The following is a 23,923-nucleotide window of genomic DNA, read 5'->3' as shown; positions in this document are numbered from 1 at the left end:
GGATCAGCCCTGTTATTTGTCTTCGACGCGCAAGATCGCAAGGAACGCTTCCTGCGGGATCTCGACCGAACCCACCTGCTTCATCCGCTTCTTGCCTTCCTTCTGCTTCTCGAGCAGTTTCTTCTTTCGCGTGATGTCGCCGCCGTAGCACTTCGCGAGCACGTTCTTGCGCAGCGCCTTGATGTTCTCACGCGCAACGATGTGCGCGCCGATCGCGGCCTGGATCGCCACGTCATACATCTGGCGCGGGATGATCTCGCGCATCTTCGCCGCAACTTCGCGGCCGCGATATTGCGACTGCGAACGGTGCACGATGATCGACAGCGCATCAACCTTGTCGCCGTTGATCAGCATGTCGACCTTCACGACGTCCGACGAACGGTATTCCTTGAACTCGTAGTCCATCGACGCATAGCCGCGCGACACCGACTTCAGGCGATCGAAGAAGTCGAGCACGATCTCGGCCATCGGGATCTCGTACGTGAGCTGCACCTGGCGGCCGTGATACTGCATGTTGATCTGCGAGCCGCGCTTCTGCTCGCACAGCGTGATCACCGAGCCCACGTAATCCTGCGGCATGTACAGGTTCACGGTGACGATCGGCTCGCGGACTTCGGCGATGCGGCCCGGCTCCGGCATCTTTGCCGGGTTCTCGACCATGATCGTCGATCCGTCGCTCTGCACGACCTCGTAGACGACCGTCGGTGCGGTCGTGATGAGATCCATGTCGAACTCGCGTTCGAGCCGCTCCTGCACGATTTCCATGTGCAGCAGCCCGAGGAAGCCGCAGCGGAAACCGAACCCGAGCGCCTGCGACACTTCCGGCTCGTACTGCAGCGATGCGTCGTTCAGCTTCAGCTTCTCGAGCGATTCGCGCAGCGCGTCGTACTGGTTCGCCTCGACCGGATACAGCCCCGCGAACACCTGCGGCTTCACTTCCTTGAAGCCCGGCAGCGGCTCGGTGGCGGCCTTGGCCACGTGCGTGACGGTATCGCCGACCTTCGCGGCCGTCAGTTCCTTGATGCCCGCGATGATGAAGCCCACCTGCCCCGCCGACAGCGAATCGAGATTGCGCGACTTCGGCGTGAACACGCCGACGTGCTCGACCGGATACTGCGCGCCGGTCGCCATCATCTTGATCTTGTCCTTCGGGCGCAGCGTGCCGTTGACGATGCGCACCAGCATCACGACGCCGACGTAGTTGTCGAACCACGAGTCGATGATGAGCGCCTGCAGCGGCGCGGCCGGATCGCCCTTCGGCGGCGGCACCTTCGCGATCAGCGACTCGAGCACGTCCTCGACGCCGAGGCCCGTCTTCGCGCTGCAACGCGTTGCGTCGGTCGCGTCGATGCCGATCACGTCCTCGATCTCCTCGATCGCGTTCTCGGGGTTCGCCGCCGGCAGGTCGATCTTGTTCAGCACGGGAACGACCTCGACGCCGAGCTCGATCGCCGTATAGCAGTTTGCGACCGTCTGCGCCTCGACGCCCTGGCTCGCATCGACGACCAGCAGCGCGCCTTCGCACGCGGACAGCGAACGGCTGACTTCGTACGAGAAGTCGACGTGCCCCGGCGTGTCGATCAGGTTCAGGTTGTAGACCTTGCCGTCGCGCGCGCGATAGGACAGCGCGGCTGTCTGCGCCTTGATCGTGATGCCGCGCTCGCGCTCGATATCCATCGAATCGAGCACCTGCGCCTCCATTTCACGATCGGCGAGGCCGCCGCATACCTGGATGATGCGATCCGCGAGCGTCGACTTGCCATGGTCGATGTGCGCGATGATCGAGAAATTGCGAATATGATCCATTCAGTGCCGATCAAGCGAAAAAGGCGCGCTCGACGACTGCGGAGCACGCCTTGTGTAAGTCGGTGCAAAAACAGGTTATTTTAGCCGAAAAGGCCTTCAGCCGGGCGGTATTTCCAACGCCGGGCCGCGCGGTGGCCCGCCGGGGGCGCCCGCCGGGCCAAGTCCCGTACGAAACGATGGCCGCCAGCGGCAGGTCAGGCTCGGCGCCGGGCGGTCAGCACCTCGCGCACCCGCGCGTCGTCGAACCGGTGGCGGCATACCTCCGCCCCGTCCAGCAGCAGCACGGGCACGTCCTCGTCGTAGCGGGCGACGAGTGCCGCATCGGTGTCGATGTCGATGTAATCGACCGCGACACCGAATTCGGCCGCCACCGGCGCCAGTGCGTCGCGCATGTCGTCGCACAGGTGGCACCAGCCGCGACCGTAGAGCGTGAACATCGGCGCGTTACTTCTGGCGCGGCCGCACAGGCACGAACTGCGTATTGTCGCCACGGCGCACGAGCACCGCGACCGCCTTCTGCGGATCGAGCTGCGCGGTCACGTCGGCGAACTGCTTCGCGTTCGTGATGTCGGTATCGCCGACACGCAGCACGATGTCACCGCGCTGCAGGCCCGCACGGGCGGCCGGGCCGTCGACGCCGTCGATCTGCACGCCGTTCTTCAGCTTCAGCGTCTTCATCTGCTCCGCCGTCAGGTCGCTGACCGTCAGGCCGAGCGAATTGGTCTGGCGCGGCTTCTGCGGCGCGTTCTTGCGCTGCTCAGCCTTTGCCGTCGTTTCAGCCGGCGTTTCCGCGATCGTGATCGGCAGATCGCGTGCCTGACCCTTGCGCCATACGCTGACGGTCGCCTTCGTGCCGGGCTTCGTGTCGCCGACCATGCGCGGCAGGTCCGACGCCGTATCGACCGAACGGCCGTTGAACTTCAGGATGATGTCGCCCGGCTGGATGCCTGCCTTGTCGGCCGGGCCACCCGGCTCGACGCTGCTGACGAGCGCGCCCTCGGCCTTCGGCAACCCGATCGAGTCGGCCACGTCCTTCGTCACCTCGCCGATCGCCACCGCGATCCGGCCGCGCGTGACCTTGCCTGTCGCCTTCAGCTGGTCGGCCACGCGCATCGCCTCGTCGATCGGAATCGCGAACGAGATGCCCATGAAGCCGCCGGTACGGCTGTAGATCTGCGAGTTGATCCCGATCACCTCGCCCTGCATGTTGATCAGCGGGCCGCCCGAGTTGCCCGGGTTCACGGCGACGTCCGTCTGGATGAAAGGCAGGTAGTCGCCCGTATTGCGGCTCTTCGAGCTGACGATGCCGGCGGTCACCGTGTTGTCGAGGCCGAACGGCGAACCGATCGCGACGACCCACTCGCCGACGCGCACCTTGGTCGAATCGCCGATCGCGACGACCGGCAGGTTCGACGCCTGGATCTTGACAACCGCGACGTCGGTACGATCGTCGACACCGATCAGCTTCGCCTTGAATTCGCGCTTGTCGGTCAGCGTCACGTAGATGGTGTCCGCATCGTCGACGACGTGCGCATTGGTCATTACGTAACCGTCGGCAGACACGATAAAGCCCGAGCCGACACCGCGATTCTGTTCGGTGTCGGGCGGATTGTCCGGCGTCGGCGCGTTCTTCGGATTGCCGCCGCCATTGTCGCTACCGTTGCCGGGCGCCTGCGGCAGCGGGATGCCGAAGAAGCGCCGGAAGAATTCCGACATGTCGCCGTTGTCGAAACCCGGCGGGAGCATCCCGCGCGGGCCGCTGCTCGTCGGGACGTTGGCCGTAGTCCGGATGTTCACGACGGCCGGCCCGACCTTTTCGACCAGATCGGCGAAGTCGGGCAAGCCTGCAGCGGGAGCCGTCACCGCGAACGCGGTATGCGGCACGAGCGGCAGGCAGGCAGACAGCGCCGCCGCCGCGAGCCATTTGCGCAGCGTGAGTTTAATCATGTCGGAAGCCGTAGCGTTACTTGGAAGCCTTGTATTCTATGGCAGACGCGAACTGCTGCAACGTAGCCGGCGGCACTTCGCCAAGCACGGTGATCCAGTAGTCGCCGCGGCGCTTCACGAGAACGTTCGTTGCACCGGTGCTGCCCGCGCCTTCCTTGCGCGTATTCTTTTCGGCCGGCTCGATGAAAACCGAGATCGTCGCGAGACCGTCGGTGAAGACGGCCTGATCGACCGGGATCGGCGGCTCACCCGCGTCACGCGCAGCCATCGGCCGGCGCACTTCACGAATCTTCTGGAAACCGGCCACGCTCGGTGCGAGCTGCCAGCCCTGCGCTTCCATGTCGACCGTCGCGACCGGCGGACGTACGATCGTCCAGCCGTTCAGGTTACGCATGCCGGCCGCGATCGCGGCCCTGTCGCCGCTGGCGCCGCCCGCCTGCAGTTGCGAGAACGCGATCTGCTCGAGCACGTGATCGTTCGCATCGAGCGTCTGCGAGCGCAGCAGCAGCCCCGTGCGCGCGTCGGCCCACAGTTTGTACGTGAAGCGGTACGCATCCTTCGGCACGAGCTCGACGACCTGCGCGTCGATCCCCGCCACGCGATCCTTGCCGAGCGACTTCGCGTCGTAGACGGACATCACGTGCTCGCCGCTCGCGCCGAGCAGCGCGGGGAACGAGTCGCGCGTCTGACGGCGCTCGACGACGCACAGCTTGCGCTCGGGCACGAACGTGTACAGCTCGTCGTTATGGCGCAGCAGCTTGCGCGGCTTGCCGTCGAGCGTCTCGATGCGCTCGAACTCGCCATCGCGGGACGCAACGTGCGCGATGCGCGACGACTGCACATACCCGCCGCGCTGGTAGACGAACGTGCCTTCGTAGCTCTGCTGCTGCGCCGCTTGCTGGACGCGGTCGAGCCAGTCGGCGGCACCCTTGCGGGTCGCGACGGGATCGTCCGGTTGCTGGGCGCTGGCAGGAAGGGATTGAACGGACAACAGGGCGGCTGCGCAAAGCAGGAGGGCCGGCAGCCGCTTCCATCCGGAGATGGCGTGATTCAACTGCAATGTCCGCATCGGGTTTATTGGCCTGGCGTGGTGGTCACGGCAGCGCGGATCAGCGGCATCGAACCCGTGACGACGGGCTGCTGCGCGAATTGCTGGTGCGCTTCGAGGTATTGGTCGAGGCTGGCGTCGCGGATGATGTTGACGTCCTGCAGGCCCGGCTGGGCCGATGCCTGCGCAACCGTCACGCGCTGCAGGTTGCCGCCTTGCGGCGCACCGGCCGACGCGACCTGGACGGCGCCCGGGGCACCGGCCGTCTGCATTTGGGGGACGACGATCCACGTCAGCGTGGCCGCCGCGGCAGCGATCGCGAACGCGGGCACGACACGCCGACGCAGCGACAGCAGCTTGCGTGCGACGGGTGCGGCCGCCGGCGCAAGCAGGTGCGGCTCGCTTTCGAGCGCAGCCGACATGCGCGCGGTGAACGCAACGCTCAGCGCAGGCGACAGCGCGAGCTCGTCCGAGCGCAGCGCATCGCCGATCAGGTGGTAATGGGCCCACGCTGCGCGATCCGCGCGGTTGAGCTCAGCCAGAAACTGCCCGTTGTCCGGGCCATCGAACATTTCGCCGTCGACCAGCGCGGAAAGGCGCTCGCCGCGCGAGCACGCTTGCGACTGCGTATTGACCGACCCCATGATGCTCCCCATCTTGCACACCCCGTCGTGACTTCACGACTCTATCCGTAACTAGACCCCGACCCGCGTCGCTCCGCCTGTCGCGCTCACCAGCGCTTGCCTTCGGGCGTATCGAGCAGCGGACGCAATTTGGCAGCGATTGCCTCGCGTGCACGGAAGATTCGCGATCGGACCGTTCCGATCGGACAGCCCATCATTTCCGCGATCTCTTCGTAGCTCAGGCCCTCGATCTCGCGCAGCGTAATTGCCTGACGCAGTTCTTCGGGCAGCAGAGCCATTGCAGCGTTGACCGTCTCGGCAATCTGCTTGCTCATCAACATCGACTCAGGCGTGTTGATATCCCTTAGTTGGTCTGCGTCGGAGAAAGTTTCCGCTTCCTCCGCATCGGCCTCGGTCGAGGTCGGCGCCCGGCGGCCTTGCGTCGCAAGGTAGTTCTTCGCCGTGTTGACGGCAATTCGGTACAACCACGTATAGAACGCCGATTCACCGCGGAATTGCGGCAGCGCACGATACGCCTTGATGAACGCGTCCTGGGCCACATCCTCGACCTCGGCGGGATCCCGCACGAGGCGCGAGATCAGCCGAATGATCTTGCGGTGGTATTTGGAGACCAGGAGTTCGAACGCTGCCTTGTCGCCCTTCTGTACGCGCTCGACCAGAGCCTGATCGATTTCTTTTTCACTCACCTGACAAATCCGTTAACTAGGGATGCAACGCGGAGCGATATTGTAGCGTTCCCGGGCCGGACGCTGGTTACGGTCGGTAACCGCGCCGCCGTCATGCCCGCCCCGCCGCGCCCGCCGTTCTCGCCAGCACGGAAAGCGCGCTGAACGATGCGGCGTCGAGCGCATCGGCCGGAATCAGCAGCGGCCGGGCCCGCCGGGCACCCTGCCCGACCGACAGCACCAGCAACAGGCTGCTCCAGTGCGCATGACCCGTCACGCGGCCGCGGGCCAGCAGGCGCCCGGTGCGGCCAAACGCCGCGACTTCCCCGAACGCGTCGATCCGCAACTCGGCCGGCAGCCGGCGGGCACAAGCCCGCGCAGCGCACACGGCCAGCAGCGCGGCCGTCACGGCCGACACGCCTGCGCCGGCGGCAGCGCCCGCGCGCGGCGCCCAGAACAGGTAAGCCGACGCGGTAGCTGACGCGACTAACACGGCCAGCACGAGATACGACACGGCCGAGGCCCGCAACGCAAAGCGCTGCGGACGCCCGGCCGGAGCATCGAATGGACTCGTCAAGCGATTGCGGCGTCAGACGCGCTTGAACACCAGCGTGCCGTTGGTACCGCCGAAGCCGAAGTTGTTCTTCACGGCGACGTCGATCTTCATGTCACGCGCGGTGTTCGCGCAGTAATCGAGATCGCACTCCGGGTCCTGGTTGAAGATGTTGATGGTCGGCGGCGACACGTTGTTGTGCAGCGCCAGCACCGTGAACACCGACTCGAGGCCGCCCGCGCCGCCCAGCAGGTGGCCCGTCATCGACTTCGTCGAGTTCACGACGATCTTGTACGCATGCTCGCCGAAGGCCGCCTTCACCGCGTCGGACTCGTTCTTGTCGCCCAGCGGCGTCGACGTGCCGTGCGCGTTCAGGTACTGGACCTCGTCCGCGTTCACGCCGGCGTCGCGCAGTGCCGCGACCATGCAGCGGCGCGGGCCGTCCATGTTCGGCGCGGTCATGTGGTACGCGTCACCCGTCATGCCGAAGCCCGAGACTTCCGCGTAGATCTTCGCACCGCGTGCCTTCGCCGCTTCGTACTCCTCGAGCACCATCACGCCGGCACCCTCGCCCAGCACGAAGCCGTCGCGGTCCTTGTCCCACGGACGGGATGCGCTGGCCGGATCGTCGTTGCGGGTCGACAGCGCACGCGCTGCCGCGAAACCACCGATGCCGAGCGGCGACACCGTCGATTCAGCGCCACCCGCGACCATCACGTCGGCGTCGCCGGCCTGGATCAGGCGCGCGGCGAGGCCGATGCTGTGCAGGCCGGTCGTGCAGGCCGTCACGGCCGCGAGGTTCGGTCCCTTCAGGCCGAACATGATGCTCAGGTGACCCGAGATCATGTTGATGATCGAGCCCGGCACGAAGAACGGCGAAATCCGGCGCGCGCCGCGATCGACGTAGGTCTGGTGCGTATCTTCGATCATCGGCAGGCCGCCGATGCCGGAACCGACCAGCACGCCGATGCGTTCCGCATTGGCTTCGGTCACTTCCAGCCCGCTGTCCTTGACGGCCTGGATGCCGGCAGCGATACCGTAATGGATGAACGTATCCATGTTCCGGGCTTCCTTCGCCGGGATGTACTCCTCGGCGACGAAACCCTTCACTTCGCCAGCGAAGTGGACGGCAAGGTTCGACGGATCGAACTTCGTGACGGTGGCAATACCGGACTTGCCGGCGACGAGATTGGCCCAGCCGTCGGCAACATTATTGCCAACAGGCGAAATCAGCCCCAGGCCTGTAACAACAACACGACGGCGGCTCACGGTAACCTCTTTTCCATTATTGGATGACAAAAACAAAAGCCACAGTGGCCACAGGAACCAGCCCTGCGAGCCCTGTGGCTGTTAGTCCGTCCGGCGCGAAGCCGGCAGGATGGCGCGTCAATCGCGAAGATCGCGGCGACGTGGCGGACAAGCGCGAAAGGCGCTCGTTACGCCTTGACGTTTGCGCGAGCGTAGTCGATCGCTTGCTGAACGGTCGTGATCTTCTCTGCTTCTTCGTCCGGGATTTCCATGCCGAACTCGTCTTCCAGAGCCATCACCAGTTCGACCGTGTCGAGCGAGTCGGCACCCAGATCGTTCACGAACGAAGCTTCGTTCTTGATCTCTGCTTCCGCGACGCCCAGTTGTTCAGCGACGATCTTCTTGACACGTTGTTCGATGTTGTCCATTACCCCTCCGAGGGAAAGTTCAGATTTACAAGTGCGCGCATTTTATCAGGTTTGCTGACGCGAAAACGCGCGTTGGCTTGATGGTCGATCAAGCGCCGATCCGCCTGAAAAACGGGATACGGCGCGGATGGTAAACGAAAATCGTTACGACATGTACATGCCGCCGTTCACGTGCAGCGTCGTACCGGTAATGTAACCGGCTTGCGGCGATGCGAGGAACGCGACGGCATGGGCGATGTCTTCCGGGCTGCCGAGGCGGCCGAGCGGAATCTGGGTCTTGAGCGCGGCCTGCTGCTCTTCCGGCAGCGTCTTGGTCATGTCGGTGTCGATGAAGCCCGGCGCCACGCAGTTCACGGTGATGCCGCGGCTGCCGATTTCACGCGCGAGCGCACGCGTCATGCCCGCCACGCCGGCCTTCGCAGCCGCGTAGTTGACCTGACCCGGGTTGCCGGCCGAGCCGACCACCGACGTGATGTTGATGATGCGGCCGCCACGTGCCTTCATCATCGGGCGCAGCACCGCGCGCGACAGGCGGAACACCGACTTCAGGTTGGTGTCGATCACCGCGTCCCAGTCCTCGTCCTTCATCCGCATCGCGAGCTGGTCCTGCGTGATGCCCGCGTTGTTGACGAGCACGTTCAGCGCGCCGAATTCCTTCACGGTCGCGTCGATCAGCGCCTCGGCGGCTGCCGCGTCGTTGACGTTCAGCACCGCACCGCGGCCCGTGACGCCCGCTTCCGCGAACGCGGCCGTGATCGCAGCGGCGCCCGACTCGCTCGTCGCCGTGCCGATCACCGTCGCGCCCAGGCGCGCGAGTTCGAGCGCGATCGAACGGCCGATGCCGCGCGACGCGCCGGTGACGATCGCAACCTGTTTATCGAGAGTCTTGTCCATGAATCGAATATCCGTCTCTTGAGAAATGGCGCCGCGTCAGGCGGTCACCAGCTTGAGCGCTTCGTCGAGCGAAGCCGGATCGAATACCGACGCGCCCGTCAGGTTGCCGTCGATGCGCTTCGTCAGGCCCGCGAGCACCTTGCCCGGACCGCACTCGATCACATGCGTGACACCCGTGCCGGCGATGTGCTGCACGCACTCGACCCAGCGCACCGGGCCCGCGGCCTGGCGCACCAGCGCATCCTTGATCGCAGCCGGATCGCTGACCACGGCGACGTCGATGTTGTTGACGACCGGAATCTGCGGCGCCTTGACGTCGACGTTCGCGAGATAGTCGCGCAGCTGGTCCGACGCCGGCTTGAGCAGCGACGAATGGAACGGCGCCGACACCGGCAGCGGCAGTGCGCGCTTCGCGCCCTTCGCCTTCGCGATCTCGCAGGCCTTTTCGACCGCGGCCTTGTTGCCTGCGATAACGACCTGTGCGGGTGCATTGAAGTTCACCGCTTCGACGACGCCCGCTTCCGCGGCTTCGGCGCAGACCGCGCGCACCGTGTCGTCATCGAGACCCAGAATCGCGGCCATGCCGCCCTGGCCGACCGGCACGGCCGTCTGCATCGCCTGCGCGCGGAAGCGCACGAGCGGCACGGCGTCCTTGAACGCGAGCGCGCCCGCAGCGACGAGCGCCGTGTATTCACCGAGGCTGTGGCCGGCGACGATCGCCGGCGCCGGGCCCCCTGCCTGCTGCCACGCGCGATAGCACGCATAGGCCGCGGTCAGCATCACGGGCTGCGTGTTGGTGGTGAGGTTCAGTTCTTCGGCCGGGCCTTCGGCGATCAGCTTGCCGAGATCCTGATTGAGTGCATCGGACGCTTCCTGGAGTGTCTCGCGCACGACGGCCAGATCGGCGAATGCGTTGAGCATGCCGACTGCCTGCGAGCCCTGCCCCGGAAAAACGAATGCAAATTTCATATCGTCCCCAATTGAATCGATTCGGACGGCGCGCACGAATGGCGCGCCGATGGGATCCGCGCGCAGCAGTCGCGCGCCGCGGATCAGTAGCGGAAGACCGACGCGCCCCAGGTGAAGCCGCCGCCGACGCCTTCGATCAGCACGTGCTGGCCGCGCTGGATGCGACCGTCGCGCACCGCGGTGTCGAGCGCCAGCGGGATCGATGCGGCCGACGTGTTGCCGTGCTGGTCGACCGTCACGACCATGCGCTCCTGCGGCAGGCCGAGCTTGCGGCAGGTGCTGGTCATGATGCGGATGTTGGCCTGGTGCGGAATCAGCCAGTCGATCTGCTCGGGCGCGAGATTCGCCTTCGCGAGCGCCTCGATCGCGACCTTCTCGAGCACGTTGACCGCGAGCTTGAACACGGCCTGCCCGTCCATGTACAGGAACGCGCTGCCTTCGATCACGCCGCGGTTGACGTTGCCCGGCGTGCAGAGGATGTGCGAATAGCTGCCGTCTGCGTGCAGCGCACTGCCGAGCACGCCCGGCTCCTCCGACGCGGACAGGATCACCGCGCCCGCGCCGTCGCCGAACAGCACGCAGGTCGTGCGGTCCTTGAAGTCGAGAATGCGCGAGAACGTCTCCGCTCCGACGACGAGCGCCGTGCGGTGCTGGCCGCTGCGGATGAAGCTGTCAGCCGTCGCCATCGCATACGCGAAACCCGAACACACGGCCTGCACGTCGAATGCCGCGCCGCCGTTCTTGATGCCGAGCTTGTTCTGCAGCAGACACGCGGTGCTCGGGAACACGAAATCGGGGGTCGAAGTCGCGACGATGATCAGGTCGATCGACTGCGGATCGATGCCGGCGGCTTCGATCGCGCGACGCGACGCCTCGAGCGCGAGGTCGCTGGTCGTGACGTCGGGTGCGGCGAAATGGCGCGCGTGGATACCCGTGCGCGCAACGATCCATTCATCGCTCGTCTCGATGCCATCCTTCGCAAGGCGATCGGTCAACTGCTGGTTCGTGACGCGGTCAGGCGGCAGGTAGCTGCCCGTGCCGAGCACGCGGGAATAGAGAGTCGATTGGGCCATTTATGCTTTAGAGGATTGCGCAGCGGAAGGTTCGGCGTGATGGCCTGCGGCGGGGCTTGCATGGCCCGCGCCGCCCGTGTCGTGTTCGCCTTCGCCGAGCGACACTGAATTATCCGCCATCGCGCGCGCGAGGCGCTCCAGCACGCCGTTTTTGACGGCATCATACCCGCGTTTGATCGCCCACTCAAACGCGTAGGCATCCGCCGAACCGTGGCTCTTGATCACGAGGCTTTTCAGCCCCAGCAGCGCCGCGCCGTTGTACTGGCGGTGGTCGACGCGCTTCTTGAAACGCATCAGGACAGGCAGCGCGAGCAGCGCCATCAGCTTCGACATCAGCGAACGGCCGAACTCCTCGCGGATGATGTCGGACAGCATCTGCGCAAGCCCCTCGGACGTCTTCAGCGCGACATTGCCGACGAAGCCGTCGCACACGATCACGTCGACCGTGCCCTTGTAGATGTCGTTGCCTTCGACGTTGCCGCGGAAATTGAGCGTGCTGGCGCGCAGCAGCTCTCCCGCGCGCTTGATCGTCTCGTTGCCCTTGATCACCTCTTCACCGATGTTCAGCAGGCCGATCGTCGGACGCTCCTTGCCTTCGAGCGCGGCCACGAGCGCGTGCCCCATTTCCGCGAACTGCAGCAGGTGCTGCGGCTCGCAGTCGACGTTCGCGCCGAGGTCCAGCATCATCGTGTAGCCGGTCGGGTTCGGCAGCGCGAACGCGATCGCGGGCCGCTCGATGCCGGGCAGCGTCTTGAGTACGTAACGGGAAACGGCCATCAGCGCGCCGGTATTACCGGCCGAGATGCAGGCCTGCGCCGCGCCTTCCTTGACGTGGTTGAGTGCGACGCGCATCGAAGAATCCTTCTTCTTGCGCAGCGCCACTTCGACAGGGTCGTCCATCGCCACGACTTCGGTGGCGGGAACGATGGTCAGCGCGGGATCGTCGAGGGCTTTCAGCTTTTTCAGCTGAGCGCGGATCGCGCTTTCGATGCCGACTAGCATCAGGTGCGCATCGGGATGCGCGCGGACGAACTTGACTGCCGCGGGAACGGTCACGGACGGGCCGTGGTCGCCTCCCATGCAATCGATTGTGAGCTTTACGGTCATGGAATGCGACGAATTTCAGGCACAAAAAAGCGGCAGTTGAATGCCGCCTTTTTGTTGAGCCAGGAAAGTGTCAAGCGAACCAGTTGTCACGCGAACGGCAAGCGTAGCGCGCAACGCGTGACTTGACGCTTAGTCGTTCTTCGTCTTGACGACTTTCTTGCCGCGGTAGTAGCCGTTCGGGCTGACGTGGTGACGCAGGTGCACTTCACCCGTGCTCGGCTCGACTGCCAGCGGCGCTGCCGTCAGGAAATCGTGCGAACGATGCATGCCGCGCTTCGACGGCGACTTCTTGTTTTGCTGGACTGCCATGACTAACTCCTAAATAATTTTCCGGATTCTAACACAGCCCGATCCGGCGCTTAACTACCCTGGCCCAAAGCCTTTACGCCTTCCCGCGCCACAACTGCTTAGTGTTTCTTGGTGCCGTCACCGTCCTTCTTCAGCGCTTCCAGCGCTGCGAACGGATTCGGCCGTTTGCCTTCGTCCCCGGCTTCGCCGGACTCTTCGTCCGCCTCTTCCGCGGGACCACTCGCACCCGACACGAGGCTTTCGTGAACTGCCGGGCAAACCTCGTGCTTGGGCACGAGCGGCAACGAAAGCAGCAACTCCTCTTCGATCAAGTCGACGAGATCGAACTGGCGTGAGCCCACGATCACATCGGCTTCATCGTCGTCGAGCGGAAATTCTTCAGCCTCTTCTTCGGTCGCGACCACCCGGTACGTCATGTCGACGTCGAACGTCTGGTCGTACGGGGTCATGCAGCGCTGGCACGTGAGCCACGCATGGCCGTGCACCGCAAGGCGCAGATACGGCTGCTGCCCGTCGGCGCCGTCGTCCTGCAACTCCTTCTGGGTGAACCCCTCCGCCTGCCATGTGAAGACCGTGTCGCGATCTGGCGCGTCCGCAGGCACTTCGTTTAACATGCGCGGCAGTTGCGAGAGGCGCACCGCACCTGCAGCCTGCCGCCCGCTGCGGGCGAACTCGAACAGGTCGATTGCACGCGGATCAAGCGCCGCAGCAGGTTTGCCAGAAGAAGAAGTGTTCATGTGCGCTCCTGCCTACAGGCTGACTTGCGAATCCGGCTTGGCACCGCTCGCGTACGGCTCATCCGCGGATGACGTACTTTACTTCCGAAGACCCGGCAGGCGCCACCACAACGGAAGCCTGCCGACGAAAAGCGGGAAAGTATACCTGTTTTACCTTTTGCAGTCAATCACTTAAGCTTGCGTCCGCGCAACAACCGACGACTCACCGATCCAACCGACCATGCCGGATACCGTTTGCCGCCCGCCGCGGCTGATTCTTGCTTCCAGTTCACGCTACCGCCGCGCGCTCCTCGAGCGCCTCGGCATCCCCTTCGACGTCGTGTCGCCCGACCTCGACGAAACCCCGCACGACGGCGAAACGCCGGCCGCGACCGCCCTGCGGCTCGCCGGGGCAAAAGCGCGCGCCGTCGCCGCGACGATCGACGCGCCGGACGGCGTGCTCGTGATCGGGTCGGACCAGGTCGCGACCTTCGACGGCCTCCAGATCGGCAAGCCCGGCACCCATGAGCGCGCGCTTGCGCAACTCGTGTCGATGCAGGGCCGCGAAGTCGAATTCCACAGCGCGCTCTGCCTGTACGACAGCCGGACGGGCGAGGCGCAGGTCGAGGACATCGTCACGCGCGTGCGCTTTCGCTCGCTGCCCGAGGCCGAACTCGACGCATACCTGCGCGCGGAAACGCCGTACGACGTCGCCGGCAGCGCAAAGTCCGAAGGGCTCGGCATCGCACTGCTCGACGCGATCGACTCGAACGACCCGACCGCGCTCGTCGGCCTGCCGCTGATCGCGCTCACGCGCATGCTGCGCGCCGCCGAATATCCGCTGTTTGCACCCACCCGTGGAGACCGCGCATGACCGCCGGCACGCTTTACCTCGTCCCGAACACGCTCGGCGAAGGCGACGAATCGATGCTCGCGGCCGTCCTGCCCGCGGCCGTACAGGCGCGCGCCGGCACGCTCGGCTATTACATCGGCGAGAACGCGAAGACGACGCGCGCGTTTCTGAAGAAGATCGGCACGACGCGCCCGATCCAGGAAATCGAGATCCGCGAGTTGAACGTCAATACGCCGGCCGGCGAAATCGACCGGCTCCTCGCGCCCGTGCTCGCCGGCGCAGACGCCGGCCTCGTGTCCGAAGCCGGCTGCCCGGCCGTCGCCGACCCCGGTGCATTGTTGGTGCGCCGCGCGCACGAGCGCGGCGTGAAGGTCGTGCCGCTCGTCGGACCGAGTTCGATCCTGCTCGCACTGATGGCATCGGGCCTGAACGGCCAGAGCTTCGCGTTCAACGGCTACCTGCCGGTCGACGCGGCCGCGCGCGCCAAACGCCTGCGCGAACTCGAGCAACTGTCACGCAAGGCCCGCCAGACGCAGATCTTCATCGAAACGCCGTACCGGAATCACGCGATGCTCGACACGCTGGTCGCGACCTGCGCACCGTCGACGCAGATCTGCGTCGCGGCCGACCTGACCCTCGCGACCGAGACGATCGCGAGCCGTACCGTAGCAGACTGGAAAAAGGCGCCGGCGCCGAATCTGCACAAGCGCCCTGCGATCTTCCTGCTGCTGGCGAACTAAACGCAACGGCGATCCGCCAAGTAAGCGGCGAACGGCGGGCGGCGGGCCATCGCGGCCCGCCCGCTTCTGGTCAGCGCAAGCTGACCGATGCGCCGCCGGCCGTCAGCGCCTTCATCGCGGCGCCGCCGACGGCCGCGCCAAACTTGCGCGCGACGCGGTTCGTCAGGCTTTCCTTCACCGTATAGTCGACGAGATCAGGCGCCTTCAGCACGTCGCGCGCGACCGTGTCGGTCGTGCCGTAGCCGTCCGCAAGCCCGAGCTCGACGCTCTTCTCGCCGGTCCAGAACAGGCCCGAGAACATGTCGGGCGTCTCGTGCAGCCGCTTGCCACGGCCATCCTTCACTGCCTTGATGAACTGCGCGTGCACCTGGTCGAGCAATGCCTGCGCATGCGCGTCCATCTTCGGCGTTTCCGGCGAGAACGGGTCGTAGAAGCCCTTGTTTTCGCCCGACGTATGCAGACGCCGCTCGACGCCGAGCTTGCCCATCAGCCCAGTAAAGCCGAACCCGTCCATCAGCACGCCGATCGATCCGACGATGCTCGCCTTGTCGACGAAGATCTTGTCGGCCGCAGAGGCGATGTAATAGCCCCCCGATGCGCACATGTCGGTCACGACGACATACAGTGGCTTGTCCGGATACTTCGCGCGCAGCCGGCGGATCTCGTCGTAGACCATCCCGGCCTGCACCGGGCTGCCGCCCGGGCTGTTGATCCGCAGCACGACACCGGCCGTGCCGTCGTCGTCGAACGCCGCATCGAGCGCCGTGTTGATGTCGTCGGCGTTTGCGTTGACGCCGGCCGCGATCTCGCCGTCGATCGTCACGAGCGCCGTATGCCGCCCGCCCGCCGAGAACTTCGAATCGCTCGAGAAATCGATCAACGCGAACGCGAACAGCACGAACACGGCGAGGAACGCGAAGCGGAAGAAGATCTTCCAGCGCCGCGCCGCGCGCTGCTCCTTGACGGCCGCGAGCGCGATCCGCTCGAGTGCCGCACGCTCCCAGTTCGGTTCACGGCTGTCGGGACGGGAGGAGGAATCCGGGGAATTCGGTTGGTCGGCCATGCAGTGTTGTCGTTAGTCGGTCGTGGCGGGAATGGCGGGAATGGCGGGAATGGCGGGACGCAGGTCAGCGTCGGGCACCCAGAATACCGCACGCCCGTCGGACGTGTCGCGCTCGTCGACCTCCACCGGCCGCAGGCGGCCGCCACGGCACGGGCCGCCGACGCACTTGCCGGTGTTCGGCTCGTAGATCGCGCCGTGCGTCGCGCACATCAGATAGAGGCCCGACGATTCGAAGAACTGCCCTTCTGCCCAGTCGAGTTCCATCGGCACATGCGCGCAGCGATTCAGGTAACCGTATGCCTGGCCCTCGTAACGCACGAAGAACACCACGGCCTGCTCGCCGCGCAGCGTCGCGTCGACGCGCACGCCGGCACCGCCGTCGGCCAGGGCATCCGATGCGCACACGCGCACGGCGTCCGGCGCCGCGCTCATGCGTGCTCCCGCAGCCATGCGGCCAGCGCGCCGACATCCGGCGCGACGAAGCGCGGCGCGAGCGCAGCCAGTGCGTCGGCCGTGTGCGCGCCGTACGCGACGCCGACGCCGGCCGCCCCGGCACTCGCGGCCATCTGCAGGTCGTGCGTCGTGTCGCCGATCATCACGGTGCGAGACAGGTCCTGCCCCAATTCCCGGGACAGCTCATGCAACATCGCCGGATGGGGTTTCGAGAAGGTTTCGTCGGCGCAGCGCGTCGCATCGAACAGGCTCGTCAGCTTCGATTGGTCGAGTACGCGGTTCAGCCCGACTCGCCCCTTGCCGGTTGCAACGGCGAGCAGGTAGCCCGTGTCGCGCAGCTCGGCGAGCAGTTCCCGCACGCCGGCGAACAACTCGATGCGCTGGTCGTCGAGCAGATAGTGGTAGCGGTAGCGCTCGGCGAGCCGCGCATAGTCGGACGGATCGAGGGTCGGAGCCGTAATCTGCAGCGCATCGCGCAGGCCGAGGCCGATCACGTAGCGCGACGCCTCGTCGGACGGCGTGGGCAGGCCGAGATCGCGGCATGCCGCCTGGATGCTGTGCGCGATGTGCGCAGTCGAATCCATCAGCGTGCCGTCCCAGTCGAAGACGATCAGGTCAAATTGCTGTCGAGCCATGCGGTTCAGGCGGTATCGCGCAATGCGCTGAGTTGATCGAGGAAGCGCCGGCATTCGTCCGGCAGCGGCGCATCGAACTGCAGTGCCTCACCGGTCAGCGGGTGGGCGAGCCGCAGCCGGTACGCATGCAGGAACATCCGTTTCAGCGACGGCTGCGCATTCGCGCGCGCCAGCGCCTTGTTCAGTGCGAAATCGCCATACTTGGCGTCGCCGGCGATCGGCAGGCCGAGATGCGCGAGGTGCACACGGATCTGATGGGTCCGACCCGTTTTGAGTTCCGCTTCGAGAAGGGCGTACTCGGGCCAAAGGTCGACGAGGTTGAACACCGTATGCGACGGCAGCCCGTCGTCCTGCACGCGCACGCGCCGCTCCCCTTCCGGGGTCGAATACTTGAACAGCGGCGCCTTCACCGCGCGGCGACGCCCCCAGTCGGACTGCCATTCACCGTGGACGCACGCGAAGTAGCGCTTGTCCATCTTGTTCTCGCGAATCTGTTCGTGCAGGCCCACCAGCGCCGTGCGCTTCTTCGCCAGCATCAGGATCCCGGACGTCTCGCGGTCCAGCCGGTGCACGAGTTCGAGGAATTTCGCGCGCGGCCGCGCCTGGCGCATCTGCTCGATCACGCCGAACGCAACGCCGCTGCCGCCGTGAACGGCGACCCCGGCCGGCTTGTTGATGACGAGCATCGCGTCGTCCTCGAACAGTACGTCGAAGTGCGCGGGCGGCACGATGGTGGCTTCGGCGCGCGCGAGATCGGCTGCGGCCACGCGTATGGGCGGCACGCGGACGATGTCGCCGAACGCGAGCCGGTACTGCGCATCGACCCGGCCCTTATTCACGCGCACTTCGCCGCTGCGCAGGATCCGGTAAATATGGCTTTTCGGCACGCCTTTACAGACGCGCAACAGGAAGTTGTCGATACGCTGACCGACCGAGCTTTCGTCGATCTCGAGCATCGATACCTGGCCGCTTGCGACCGAATTCTGGGATATTTTGCCTAACTCGTTCATACTGAATATAATTTTGCCCAGCCTGACGTTGCGGGCGGCCTCACCGGCCGGCCCGGACCAACCGGGCAAGGCGCAAGCGCAAACCGCTATTTTACTTGCGCCGGGGGTCTGCTGCTCGCCCCTAATCAAAGAGAAGCAGCAAGTTGCACGCACGGCGCCGCCCGTCGGCAAGGATCGCGCCCACAGGCGGATTCGGTCGGCAAGGCGCCGCGGTAACGGAAAGTTGGTTGAAAAGAATTTGATTGGCAGCCCGACGGCGCGAAGTGCGTCCGGGCAGGCTGCTGGTTGCGAAAATTACGGCGTTGCGCCCGATTTGGCTCCACGAAGCGTGTGGGGCCTGGCGACGTCAAACCAGGGAAGTACACCCCAGGCGGGAAAGTCGGGCTGGATTCGATACTCCCCGCTGCGGCCCAAGCCGCAGCATCTGCCGCCCGTTGGCACGCGCGTCGCATGACGACGCGCCCCGCGGCAGTGCCCGGCCTCAGGCTTAGCGCGCTTTGACAGCGTGCGGTGTGTGGACGCCGTGCTTTGAAGCCGTGTTCGCAGGTGCCCTATGGCCGCCGGCCCCGTCTTTCGGGCCCAAGCGCCTCTTCAGGCAATTCTCCCCGCCATCGTTCCCGCTCCAGCGTGCTTGTGACAACACAACAAGGTGCGGCCTGCCGTCGTTCCCGCCCTCGCGACTGACAACCGCGAGGCGCCGCCAGCAGAGCCGCCTGGAGTCGTTCATGAAACGCATGCTGTTCAATGCGACGCAGCAGGAGGAGCTGCGCGTCGCCATCGTAGATGGGCAGAAGCTCATCGACATCGACATCGAGACAGCCGGGCGCGAACAGCGCAAAGGCAATATCTACAAAGGTGTCATCACCCGTATCGAGCCGTCGCTCGAAGCGTGCTTCGTCAACTACGGCGAAGACCGCCACGGCTTCCTGCCGTTCAAGGAAGTCGCCCGCCAGTACTTCAAGGAAGGCATCGACATGCGCTCCGCGCGCATCCAGGATGCCCTGCGCGAAGGTCAGGAACTGATCGTCCAGGTCGAGAAGGAAGAACGCGGCAACAAGGGCGCAGCCCTCACCACGTTCATTTCGCTCGCCGGCCGCTACCTGGTGCTGATGCCGAACAACCCTCGCGGCGGCGGCGTGTCGCGCCGGATCGAAGGTGACGAGCGTCAGGAACTGCGCGAAACGATGGCGCAACTGCAGATCCCGGACGGCATGAGCATGATCGCCCGTACCGCGGGCATCGGCCGCAGCGCCGAGGAACTGCAGTGGGACCTGAACTACCTGCTGCAGCTGTGGCGCGCGATCGAAGCGGCGTCGCAAAACGGCAACGCCGGCCAGCCGATGCTGATCTACCTGGAATCGAGCCTCGTGATCCGCGCGATCCGGGACTATTTCCAGCCCGATATCGGCGAAATCCTGATCGATACGAACGAAATTCACGATCAGGCCCGCGCATTCATGGACATCGTGATGCCGGACAACGTCGCGAAGGTGAAGCGCTACCACGACGACGTGCCGCTGTTCTCCCGCTTCCAGATCGAGCACCAGATCGAGACCGCGTACTCGCGCACGGTGCCGCTGCCGTCGGGCGGCGCGATCGTGATCGACCACACCGAAGCACTCGTCGCGATCGACGTGAACTCGGCACGCGCGACCAAGGGCGCGGACATCGAGGAAACGGCCACCCGCACGAACCTCGAAGCGGCCGACGAAGTTGCCCGCCAGCTCCGCCTGCGCGACCTCGGCGGCCTGATCGTGATCGATTTCATCGACATGGAATCGGCGAAGAGCCAGCGCGAAGTCGAGCAGCGCCTGAAAGACGCGCTCAAGCATGACCGCGCGCGCGTCCAGATGGGCAAGATCTCCCGTTTCGGCCTGATGGAACTGTCGCGCCAGCGCCTGCGCCCGGCCCTGTCGGAAGGCAGCCACGTGACCTGCCCGCGTTGTAACGGCACCGGCCACATCCGCGATACCGAATCGTCCGCGCTGCAGGTCCTGCGGATCATTCAGGAAGAGGCAATGAAGGAAAACACCGCGGCGATCCACTGCCAGGTGCCGGTCGAGGTGACCGCCTTCCTGCTCAACGAAAAGCGTCAGGAAATCAACAAGATCGAGTCGCGCTTCAAGGTCGGCATCGTGCTGATTCCGAACAAGCACCTCGATACGCCGCACTACAAGCTCGAGCGCCTGCGCCACGACGACGCACGTCTCGACGATCCGCGCGCGTCCTGGAAGATGGCCGAGGAAGCAGCCCGCGAACTCGAGTCGGAAACCGGCTACAGCAAGCGCGCGGCGGAAGTGAAGCCGAAGCAGGAAGCCGCGGTCAAGGGCATCACGCCCGAGCGTCCGGCCCCGAGCCCGGCACCGCAGCGCCCGGTGGAACCCGTTGCGGCGCCCGCGCCGGTCGCGCCGGCAAGCGGCGGCCTCATCGGCTGGCTGAAGGGTCTGTTCGGCGTGTCGCCGGCGCCCGCACCCGCACCGGTTGCTCCGGCACCGGCGAAGGAGCAGGCAGCCCGTCCGGCTCGCGGCGAGCGCACCGAGAAGTCCGAACAGCGCGGCGAACGCGGCGGCGATCGCAACCGCAATCGTCGTGGCGGCGCCCAGCAGGTGCAAGGCGGCCGCGACCAGGCCGCAGCAGGACGTGGCCAGCCGCAACGCCAGGAACGCGAAGGCAAGGAAGCACGCGAGCCGCGTGAAGCACGTGAGCCGCGCGAAGGCCGCGAACCGCGCGAGGGTCGTGAACCGCGCGAAGGTCGCGAGGGCCGTGGGCCGCGCGAAGGCCGCGAGCCGCGTGAAAGCCGTGAGCCGCGCGAACCGCGTGAGAACCGCGAACCGCGCGAGCGCGTCGAGCAGCCGGAAGGCGTCGAAGCAGCCGGTCGTGGCGAGCGCCAGGAACGCGGCGAACGTCGCGAGCGCGGCGAGCGCCGCAAGCCGACCCAGCATGCAGCAACGCTGGAAACCGTCACCCGTGGCGAAACCCATCCGGAACCGGAAGCCGACAAGGCCCTCGCAGAAGCCCTGCCCGGCGCCGAGCTGGCAGTCGACGCGGAAGCCGGCGCGCGTGACGGCGAGGAACGTCGCCGCCGCCGTCGCGGCCGCCGCGGCGGTCGTCGCGAGCGCGAGGAAGACGGCGCAGTCGTCGACCACGCCGAGCAAGGCGCAGAGGGCGAAGTGACGGTGCACGCCGTGACGCCGGAAGCACCGGCTGCTGCCGAACCGGCCCACACGGCCGCACCGGCCGCTGTCGAGCCGCAGCCGGCACCGGTACACGTCGAAGCAGCGCCGGCCGAAGCACCGGTTGTCGCCCAGGCAGCGGAACCGGCACCGATCGCACCGGCCGTCGCCACGGAAGCCGGTCCGGCGCCGGTCACGGTTTCGCCGACCGACGCGTTCGAAGTGCCGGCAGCGCCTGTCGCCGTCGAGGCGCCGCAGCCGGCACCCGCCGAGCAAGCTGCACCGGTCGTGACGACCGAAGCCGCTCCGGTGGCTGCCGAGCCGGCCCATGTCGAAGCAGCGCCGGTCGAGGCCGTCGCAGCACCGGCACCGGCTCCCGCCCAACCGGCGGCCGCGCCCGCTTCGGCGAGCCTGGATACCGTGCTGGAGCAGGCCGGTCTCGTCTGGGTGAACACGGACGCCGACAAGTTCGCCGCTGCGCAGGAAGCCGCGTCGCGCCTCCCGCGTCCGGCTCGCGTGCCGCGCGAACGCAAGGCGCTGCCGCCGGTTGATACGACCCCGATGCAGCAGGTCGAAACGACGCATCACTGACCGACGCATCGTCCGACCAGGAAAAGCCCGCCTCCGGCGGGCTTTTTCACGTCCGCGCTACGGGTTTCCGCCCACCGGACCCGGCCGCCGCTTGCGGCTAAAATAGAGATCTGGTTCGCACTTCTTTCAACATGTCCCGACGCATCATTCCTCTCGCCGACGTCAGCGGGATGCCGGACGTCTCCGGCGTCGCGCATGCCCCGGACGGCACGCTGGCCGACACGTTCGCCAGGCCGCTGCGCGACCTGCGCATTTCGGTGACGGATCGCTGCAACTTCCGCTGCGTGTACTGCATGCCGCGCGCCGTCTTCGACAAGGACTACCCGTTCCTGCCGCACAGCGCGCTGCTCACGCTCGAGGAAATCGAACGCGTGGCGCGACTCTTTGTCGCACACGGCGTCGAGAAGATCCGCATCACGGGCGGCGAGCCGCTGCTGCGCAAGAATCTCGAATTCCTGATCGAGCGCCTCGCGCGCCTGACCACGCATGACGGGCGCCCGCTCGACCTGACGCTCACGACCAACGGTTCGCTGCTCGCACGCAAGGCGCGCGCGCTGAAGGACGCCGGGCTCACGCGCGTGACAGTCAGCCTCGACGCGCTCGACGATACGTTGTTCAAGCGCATGAACGATGCCGAGTTCGCGAGCGCCGACGTGCTCGACGGCATCTTCGCGGCCCAGGCCGTGGGCCTCGCGCCGGTCAAGGTCAACATGGTCGTGAAGCGCGGCACCAACGACAGCGAGATTCTGCCGATGGCCGAGCGTTTCCGCGGGACCGGCGTGATCCTGCGCTTCATCGAATACATGGACGTCGGCACGTCGAACGGCTGGAACATGACCGAGGTGCTACCATCGGCGGACGTCATCGCACGGATCGCCGAACACTTCCCGCTCGTGCCGCTCGACCCGCACACGGCGGCAGAGACCGCGCAGCGCTGGGGCTATGCGGACGGCAGCGGCGAGATCGGCGTGATTTCGAGCGTCACGCAGGCCTTCTGTGGCGACTGCACGCGCGCGCGGCTGTCGACCGAGGGCAAGCTGTACCTGTGCCTGTTCGCGTCGACGGGCCACGACCTGCGCGCGCTCGTGCGCGGTGGCGCAAGCGACGCCGAGATCGCGACCGCGATCGCCCGCATCTGGCAGGCCCGCACCGACCGCTATTCGCAACTGCGCGGCAGCGCGTCCGCCGACGCCGTGCCCGACGGCGCCGGCAAGCGGGTCGAGATGTCGTATATCGGCGGCTGATGCTCGCTGCCTTTCCCGCCCTCTTACCATGCCTGCTTCCGCCTCTCCCTCGATCGCCGGCCTGCTGCTCGCAGGCGGGCGCGCCACACGCATGGATGGCGTCGACAAGGGCCTGCAGTTGCTCGACGGCACACCGCTCGCGCTGCACGTGCTGCGCCGGCTCTCGCCGCAGGTCGACGAGACGCTGATCAGCGCGAATCGCCATGCCGATCGCTATGCCGAACTCGGTGCGCCGTTCGACGCGCGCGTCGTCGCGGACGAAACGCCCGACTTCCCCGGCCCGCTCGCGGGCCTGCTCGCCGGCATGCGGGCGGCACGCACGCCGCTCGTCGCGTGCTCGCCGTGCGATACGCCCTATCTGCCGGCCGACCTCGTCGCACGGTTGCAGGCAGCGCTCGACGCGCAGCAGGCCGACATCGCCATGGCGGTGACCGTCGACGCACGACAGGCACGCTCGCCGCAGCCGACGTTCGCGTTGCTGCGCACGTCGCTGGCCGACGATCTCGCCGCCCGGCTCGCCGCCGGCGACCGCAAGGTGCGTGCGTGGTACGCACGCCACAAGACGGTCGAAGTCGAGTTCCACGACGAGCGTGCGTTTTACAATGCCAACTCCTGGCAGGAACTCGCCGCGCTGGCCCGCCGCTGACGGCGCTCGTACGGTTCCCGCCCGGCGCCCGCCGCACGCGACACCCGCGCCCAGGCACCCTCCTCGCGCCACCGGCCACGAACCCGATACGCCTTGCGGCGCAGTCCG

At 66.3% G+C, this 23,923-nt stretch carries 24 protein-coding genes; 5 read left to right on the top strand and 19 right to left on the bottom strand.

Annotation, left to right across the window (positions count from 1 at the left end; translation table 11 throughout):
- Positions 1 to 12 precede the first annotated feature (12 nt).
- The 15 genes from lepA to HWX36_RS08705 all read right to left on the bottom strand — a co-directional run bounded on the left by lepA (position 13) and on the right by HWX36_RS08705 (position 13,428).
- Positions 13 to 1,806 (bottom strand): translation elongation factor 4, encoded by a 1,794-nt coding sequence (gene lepA / locus HWX36_RS08775; RefSeq protein WP_175951725.1) that lies wholly within the window; start codon positions 1,804 to 1,806, stop codon positions 13 to 15.
- Between the two features lie 194 nt (positions 1,807 to 2,000).
- The gene (locus HWX36_RS08770; protein ID WP_175951724.1) at positions 2,001 to 2,243 is read right to left on the bottom strand and encodes a glutaredoxin family protein; all 243 of its coding nucleotides are present in this window, start codon (positions 2,241 to 2,243) and stop codon (positions 2,001 to 2,003) included.
- Positions 2,244 to 2,250: 7 nt separating this feature from the next.
- Positions 2,251 to 3,753 carry a DegQ family serine endoprotease gene (locus HWX36_RS08765; protein WP_175951723.1) on the bottom strand — a complete coding sequence of 501 codons (1,503 nt, stop codon included), beginning with the start codon at positions 3,751 to 3,753 and terminating at the stop codon, positions 2,251 to 2,253.
- 16 nt (positions 3,754 to 3,769) lie between these two features.
- Positions 3,770 to 4,822 carry a MucB/RseB C-terminal domain-containing protein gene (locus HWX36_RS08760; protein ID WP_175951722.1) on the bottom strand — a complete coding sequence of 351 codons (1,053 nt, stop codon included), beginning with the start codon at positions 4,820 to 4,822 and terminating at the stop codon, positions 3,770 to 3,772.
- 5 nt (positions 4,823 to 4,827) lie between these two features.
- A complete protein-coding gene (locus HWX36_RS08755) occupies positions 4,828 to 5,445 on the bottom strand; it encodes a sigma-E factor negative regulatory protein (protein WP_175951721.1) in 618 nt (205 codons plus the stop codon).
- 86 nt (positions 5,446 to 5,531) lie between these two features.
- Positions 5,532 to 6,131, bottom strand: a complete 600-nt coding sequence (gene rpoE / locus HWX36_RS08750; RefSeq protein WP_006490873.1) for an RNA polymerase sigma factor RpoE — start codon at positions 6,129 to 6,131, stop codon at positions 5,532 to 5,534.
- A 91-nt stretch (positions 6,132 to 6,222) separates the two neighbouring features.
- The gene (locus HWX36_RS08745; RefSeq protein WP_175951720.1) at positions 6,223 to 6,687 is read right to left on the bottom strand and encodes a hypothetical protein; all 465 of its coding nucleotides are present in this window, start codon (positions 6,685 to 6,687) and stop codon (positions 6,223 to 6,225) included.
- A 12-nt stretch (positions 6,688 to 6,699) separates the two neighbouring features.
- Positions 6,700 to 7,932, bottom strand: a complete 1,233-nt coding sequence (fabF, locus tag HWX36_RS08740; protein ID WP_175951719.1) for a beta-ketoacyl-ACP synthase II — start codon at positions 7,930 to 7,932, stop codon at positions 6,700 to 6,702.
- Positions 7,933 to 8,099: 167 nt separating this feature from the next.
- Complete coding sequence (gene acpP / locus HWX36_RS08735; RefSeq protein WP_004197638.1) at positions 8,100 to 8,339, bottom strand: acyl carrier protein; 240 nt, start codon at positions 8,337 to 8,339, stop codon at positions 8,100 to 8,102.
- Positions 8,340 to 8,483: 144 nt separating this feature from the next.
- On the bottom strand, positions 8,484 to 9,233 hold the full coding sequence (gene fabG, locus HWX36_RS08730; protein WP_006476504.1) for a 3-oxoacyl-ACP reductase FabG: 750 nt from the start codon (positions 9,231 to 9,233) through the stop codon (positions 8,484 to 8,486).
- A gap of 36 nt (positions 9,234 to 9,269) precedes the next feature.
- Positions 9,270 to 10,202, bottom strand: a complete 933-nt coding sequence (gene fabD, locus HWX36_RS08725) for an ACP S-malonyltransferase (RefSeq protein WP_089472412.1) — start codon at positions 10,200 to 10,202, stop codon at positions 9,270 to 9,272.
- A gap of 83 nt (positions 10,203 to 10,285) precedes the next feature.
- Positions 10,286 to 11,275 carry a beta-ketoacyl-ACP synthase III gene (locus HWX36_RS08720; protein ID WP_175951718.1) on the bottom strand — a complete coding sequence of 330 codons (990 nt, stop codon included), beginning with the start codon at positions 11,273 to 11,275 and terminating at the stop codon, positions 10,286 to 10,288.
- A complete protein-coding gene (plsX, locus tag HWX36_RS08715) occupies positions 11,276 to 12,382 on the bottom strand; it encodes a phosphate acyltransferase PlsX (protein WP_175951717.1) in 1,107 nt (368 codons plus the stop codon).
- Positions 12,383 to 12,511: 129 nt separating this feature from the next.
- Positions 12,512 to 12,691 carry a 50S ribosomal protein L32 gene (gene rpmF / locus HWX36_RS08710; protein WP_006051932.1) on the bottom strand — a complete coding sequence of 60 codons (180 nt, stop codon included), beginning with the start codon at positions 12,689 to 12,691 and terminating at the stop codon, positions 12,512 to 12,514.
- A 98-nt stretch (positions 12,692 to 12,789) separates the two neighbouring features.
- On the bottom strand, positions 12,790 to 13,428 hold the full coding sequence (locus tag HWX36_RS08705; protein WP_175951716.1) for a DUF177 domain-containing protein: 639 nt from the start codon (positions 13,426 to 13,428) through the stop codon (positions 12,790 to 12,792).
- A gap of 220 nt (positions 13,429 to 13,648) precedes the next feature.
- Here HWX36_RS08705 and HWX36_RS08700 point away from each other — a divergent pair, with 220 nt between their 5' ends.
- On the top strand, positions 13,649 to 14,281 hold the full coding sequence (locus tag HWX36_RS08700) for a Maf-like protein (protein WP_175951715.1): 633 nt from the start codon (positions 13,649 to 13,651) through the stop codon (positions 14,279 to 14,281).
- Positions 14,278 to 15,000, top strand: a complete 723-nt coding sequence (locus HWX36_RS08695) for an SAM-dependent methyltransferase (protein ID WP_175951714.1) — start codon at positions 14,278 to 14,280, stop codon at positions 14,998 to 15,000. The genes HWX36_RS08700 and HWX36_RS08695 overlap by 4 nt, the downstream gene beginning before the upstream one ends.
- A gap of 70 nt (positions 15,001 to 15,070) precedes the next feature.
- Here HWX36_RS08695 and HWX36_RS08690 read toward each other — a convergent pair whose 3' ends face one another.
- From HWX36_RS08690 to HWX36_RS08675, 4 genes are read right to left on the bottom strand one after another with little or no spacing between them, the layout of a single operon-like run.
- Complete coding sequence (locus tag HWX36_RS08690; protein ID WP_175951713.1) at positions 15,071 to 16,063, bottom strand: S49 family peptidase; 993 nt, start codon at positions 16,061 to 16,063, stop codon at positions 15,071 to 15,073.
- A gap of 12 nt (positions 16,064 to 16,075) precedes the next feature.
- Entirely contained in the window at positions 16,076 to 16,495 is a 420-nt protein-coding gene (locus tag HWX36_RS08685) for a Rieske 2Fe-2S domain-containing protein (protein ID WP_175951712.1), read from the bottom strand.
- Positions 16,492 to 17,151 (bottom strand): HAD-IA family hydrolase, encoded by a 660-nt coding sequence (locus tag HWX36_RS08680; RefSeq protein ID WP_069620561.1) that lies wholly within the window; start codon positions 17,149 to 17,151, stop codon positions 16,492 to 16,494. Before HWX36_RS08680 ends, HWX36_RS08685 begins: the two co-directional genes overlap by 4 nt.
- A gap of 5 nt (positions 17,152 to 17,156) precedes the next feature.
- On the bottom strand, positions 17,157 to 18,161 hold the full coding sequence (locus tag HWX36_RS08675; RefSeq protein ID WP_175951832.1) for an RluA family pseudouridine synthase: 1,005 nt from the start codon (positions 18,159 to 18,161) through the stop codon (positions 17,157 to 17,159).
- A gap of 725 nt (positions 18,162 to 18,886) precedes the next feature.
- Here HWX36_RS08675 and HWX36_RS08665 point away from each other — a divergent pair.
- The 3 genes from HWX36_RS08665 to mobA all read left to right on the top strand — a co-directional run bounded on the left by HWX36_RS08665 (position 18,887) and on the right by mobA (position 23,815).
- Positions 18,887 to 21,925 carry an Rne/Rng family ribonuclease gene (locus tag HWX36_RS08665; RefSeq protein WP_175951831.1) on the top strand — a complete coding sequence of 1,013 codons (3,039 nt, stop codon included), beginning with the start codon at positions 18,887 to 18,889 and terminating at the stop codon, positions 21,923 to 21,925.
- Between the two features lie 131 nt (positions 21,926 to 22,056).
- Positions 22,057 to 23,169 (top strand): GTP 3',8-cyclase MoaA, encoded by a 1,113-nt coding sequence (moaA, locus tag HWX36_RS08660; RefSeq protein WP_175951711.1) that lies wholly within the window; start codon positions 22,057 to 22,059, stop codon positions 23,167 to 23,169.
- Between the two features lie 28 nt (positions 23,170 to 23,197).
- Positions 23,198 to 23,815 (top strand): molybdenum cofactor guanylyltransferase MobA, encoded by a 618-nt coding sequence (gene mobA, locus HWX36_RS08655; protein ID WP_175951710.1) that lies wholly within the window; start codon positions 23,198 to 23,200, stop codon positions 23,813 to 23,815.
- The last annotated feature ends 108 nt before the right edge of the window (positions 23,816 to 23,923 follow it).

This window comes from Burkholderia sp. BCC0405 (assembly GCF_902833075.1).
GTDB lineage: Bacteria > Pseudomonadota > Gammaproteobacteria > Burkholderiales > Burkholderiaceae > Burkholderia.
Note: the sequence above shows the minus strand (reverse complement) of the source record. Positions and strands in the feature narration are given on the sequence as shown.